General features: G+C 32.6%; 3 protein-coding genes. 2 read left to right on the top strand and 1 reads right to left on the bottom strand.

The window, feature by feature from the left end; genetic code table 11:
- Nucleotides 1–241 precede the first annotated feature (241 nt).
- Complete coding sequence (locus AACL61_RS01520; protein ID WP_102816283.1) at nt 242–751, top strand: GNAT family N-acetyltransferase; 510 nt, start codon at nt 242–244, stop codon at nt 749–751.
- A 60-nt stretch (nt 752–811) separates the two neighbouring features.
- Nucleotides 812–1,381, top strand: a complete 570-nt coding sequence (locus AACL61_RS01515) for a hydrophobic protein (RefSeq protein ID WP_339110889.1) — start codon at nt 812–814, stop codon at nt 1,379–1,381.
- Nucleotides 1,382–1,404: 23 nt separating this feature from the next.
- Here AACL61_RS01515 and AACL61_RS01510 read toward each other — a convergent pair whose 3' ends face one another.
- Nucleotides 1,405–1,974, bottom strand: coding sequence for an MFS transporter (locus tag AACL61_RS01510; RefSeq protein WP_339110888.1), 570 nt, complete (start codon nt 1,972–1,974; stop codon nt 1,405–1,407).
- Between the last annotated feature and the right edge of the window lie 113 nt (nt 1,975–2,087).

The raw sequence follows: 2,087 nt of genomic DNA, 5'->3' as shown, positions 1-2,087 counted from the left end.
TTTAAAATCCGGACTACGATTTTTGAATCGATCAAAAATCATAGTCCGGATTTTACTGTTAGAGAACCAAGAATTAATAGTTAATTCCCAGCCCCATTTTCCACTTCCTTTCTAAGCTAAGTATATTATATTTGCCATTACTTACATTATATATGTAATAAGTGGTCAAAAATTCGCAGTAGATGGTAAAATTCCTTAAATTATTGGTCGTTTAGTTTTATGTATTTTAGGAGGTAAAACGATGGATTTTAAGCTTATGCCACTTAATAAAAAAGATTTACCAATTTTTGTTCCTGCAATGAAAGATTCATTTAATCAAGCAGCTCAAGTACAGGATAGCTCATTAGAAGATGTATTACCGACTGAAGATATTTATGCATCTCTTACTTGTGATAATGCCCATGGATTTAAAGCGGTTGTAGATCATGAGATTGTGGGTGGCGCAATTGTACAAATCGATGATCAAACTCATCACAATCATTTAGACTTCTTATATGTTGATACTGTACATCAAAATAAAGGAATTGGTTATAAAATTTGGACTGCATTAGAGCAGAAATATCTACAAACAGTTCTTGGGGAGACATGTACCCCGTATTTTGATAAACGAAATATTTATTTTTATATCAATCGTTGTGGCTTTGCTGCTGTAGAATTTTATAACCAAAGCCATCCAGATCCTAATTTCGAAATTCAGGATAGTAATAATGAAATGTTTAGCTTTGAAAAAAGAATTACTTTAGACGATTAAAAGTGTAATAGTGGAGAGTTATTAAAATCTATCTTATATTTATATTAGGAGGGATGTTTAATGACTCTCTTAATAATTTTTTGTCTATTGATTTTATATAATTTCATTAAAGGAACATTTCAATTAGAAACTGTGACTAAGACTAGTTTTATAATTATTCTGCTTTATGCGTTAGTCATGACGATTATTTCGATCTTTACGGAGCAACAGGAATGGCATTTGCTAGTTACGATTGTTCTAATTTTAATTGGTATTATGCTTGGCTGGTTTCAAACATTTAGCGTTCGCATTGTAAAAACAGCGAAAAAAGATAAATATGGTAATCATATATTTAAATATCGGCGTGGTTGGGTCTATTTATATGGAATTGCCCTCGTATTTATGGTTGAAATTGCAACGGATCACCTTTTAGGGTTAAAGATGACTTTTAAAGGGCTATTATTTGAATTATTAGATGAAGTTTTACGAGAACGTTTTAAATTTTTGCCAGATAATGGGTGGGTAATTTGGCTATTACTTACGGTTACAACTGGTACATACACATTAATCCTTATTCGTCACTATCCGTGTATTAAAGAGGCACTAGTGTGTAAAAAATATACTAAGAAAAAACGGTCAGGAAAAAACTAGCATTTTTTCGCTAACCGTTTTTGTTATCTAATAAAAGTGTGTTTTAGGCTCCTAAATAAGCCATAAATTGTTAATAATGTGAAGAAAATAGCAGATGAGAATAACGCTCCTCTTGCGGTACGATCAATCAGGGCAATTGTCAGCGGAGAAATCGCACATCCGATATCCATCATGATTAAGACAATGGTTGTCGAGAAATTAACGGCATTTTTATCGCTAACATTATCAATCCATTTGAAAATAAATGGCATTACAAGGCCAAAACCACTTCCGAGAATAATACACCCGGTTACTAATATCCAGAAATGGTGAGCGGTACTAATCAAGAAGAAGCCGCCAGCATTAAATGCTAAACAAAGTGGAAATACAAATTGATGAAGCTGTTGTTCAAGCCAATTTGGTGACCATTTCCTGTTGAGAAAAGGACTAATTAATAATCCAAAAATCATACCAAGGTTTGGAATAGTAGCGAGCAATTCAATATTTACATGACTAATTGTAGGAAATGCGTGCATCATTAAAGGAAGTGCTGGCGAAATTACTGCCGACATCATTATAAATAATGAAATTGCTAAGAGTGATAGTTTATCCATAAATTTGCGAGAATACCCCACTTCTATAAGTAGGGGATGAATCGCTCTCTTAAAGCACGTTAGTGCTTTTTCTTTTGTTCTATGATATATTTAGTATATATCTATAGAATGTG

Source organism: Limosilactobacillus reuteri subsp. porcinus (assembly GCF_036621895.1).
GTDB lineage: Bacteria > Bacillota > Bacilli > Lactobacillales > Lactobacillaceae > Limosilactobacillus > Limosilactobacillus reuteri_J.
Note: the sequence above shows the minus strand (reverse complement) of the source record. Positions and strands in the feature narration are given on the sequence as shown.

Bases quoted from the DNA above. Each gene is read 5' to 3' on its own strand.
- AACL61_RS01520 (WP_102816283.1), top strand. From the start codon at position 242: ATGGATTTTAAGCTTATGCCACTTAATAAAAAAGATTTACCAATTTTT.
- AACL61_RS01515 (WP_339110889.1), top strand. From the start codon at position 812: ATGACTCTCTTAATAATTTTTTGTCTATTGATTTTATATAATTTCATT.
- AACL61_RS01510 (WP_339110888.1), bottom strand. From the start codon at position 1,974: ATGGATAAACTATCACTCTTAGCAATTTCATTATTTATAATGATGTCG.